Origin of the sequence: Halobacillus sp. BBL2006, assembly GCF_000786645.1 — a bacterium.
Taxonomy (GTDB): domain Bacteria; phylum Bacillota; class Bacilli; order Bacillales; family Halobacillaceae; genus Halobacillus.
This window is the reverse complement of record NZ_JRNX01000858.1, coordinates 1-1,381: the sequence shown is the minus strand read 5'-3', so window position 1 is coordinate 1,381 and position 1,381 is coordinate 1. Positions and strand designations below refer to the sequence as shown.

Below are 1,381 nucleotides of genomic sequence, written 5' to 3'. Positions count from 1 at the left end.
GTGCCCCTGTGGAAATAGAGAATCGAACGAAGCGGTCCCATCATTCATTGTATAAAAAGGGGATTATCATGAACGTACTTAATCCAAAAGTTTCTTTATTCTTTTTGGCACTTTTACCTCAGTTTGTGAATAATAGTCTTGGCAGTGTCTCCTTGCAGATGCTAGGATTAGGGGCTGTTTTTCTTATACAAGCCTTTATCATATTTTCTCTTGTTAGTGTTTTTTCTGAGAAAATTCGTCATGTGCTAGCAAATAATGAGTGGGTAATGAAGAGAATGAATCTTTTTGAAGGAATGATCTTAACAGCCATTGGCTTAAATGTAGCCGTTAGTGGAAAATAGAGGAGAAGATAAATTTGAATCCTATATTAATGGATATAAAAACGAGTATCGAAACGGAACGCTTAAAGCTTCGTATACCCTTGCCTGGTGACGGGGGTGTTGTGAACGAAGCTATCGAGGGATCGATTGAAGAATTAAAACCTTGGCTTGGATTTGCAAGAGAGTTGCCAAGCCCTGAGGATACAGAAGTTAATACTCGACAAGCTCATGCGAAGTTCTTGTCAAGAGAAAGTTTGCGTTACCTGGTATTTCTTAAAGAAACAAATGAATTTGTAGGTTCGACCGGGTTTCATAATATTCACTGGGAAGTACCAAAGCTCGAAATCGGATACTGGATTGATACCAGATATAGCGGAAAAGGATATATGACAGAAGCTGTGGACGCATTGACAGAATTTGCATTTGTTGAATTGCAATGTGCAAGAGTTGAAATCCGCTGTGAATCCGAAAACTATAAAAGTCGAGCGATTCCTGAAAAACTCGGGTTTGATCTGGAAGGTGTTTTGAGAAACGAGGATTTATCGGTCGATGGAAAACGTCTGACGGATACATGTGTGTTCGCAAAGGTAAAACCCAGAGACGTAAAAGAGCTCTAGCACTTAAAACATTTCAACGACTTGAGGTGGTGGTCCAAATTTATGATGTTACGATTATTGGTGCAGGTGTCAGCAGTGTGTTTCTAGCCTATACATTGTTGAGGGAAAATGAGAATCTTACTATCCATATCATAGATAAAGGTAAAAAATTGAGTGAGAGAAGTTGCGGTACAGACCGCGGTGTAGCTTGTACTTGTAATGGAAATTGTGAGAAATACATAGGCTTTGCCGGGCTTGGTATGTCAGAAGGAAAGTTTAACTATACGAATGACTTTGGAGGTGAGTTAGCCAGAAAAATCGGACCTCAGCGAACGTTGCATTTAATGAGAGAGGTTGACGATATTCTATGTTTCTTCGGGGGCGCAAAAAGGGAGAAATATAGTACATTTAACCCTTGGCTTTCTCATCGAGCAGCCAAGCATTCCTTGAAAGTGCTTTCTACCG

At 40.0% G+C, this 1,381-nt stretch carries 2 protein-coding genes and 1 pseudogene; all 3 read left to right on the top strand.

Annotated features, from left to right (window positions below; all coding sequences use genetic code 11):
* Positions 1 to 341: LysE family translocator (locus LD39_RS20515; RefSeq protein ID WP_035553058.1), on the top strand; the 341-nt coding region annotated here is incomplete at its 5' end.
* Positions 342 to 355: 14 nt separating this feature from the next.
* Entirely contained in the window at positions 356 to 937 is a 582-nt protein-coding gene (locus tag LD39_RS20510) for a GNAT family N-acetyltransferase (protein ID WP_035553055.1), read from the top strand.
* A gap of 29 nt (positions 938 to 966) precedes the next feature.
* A pseudogene (locus LD39_RS20505) lies at positions 967 to 1,381 on the top strand (NAD(FAD)-utilizing dehydrogenase); the annotation flags it as partial.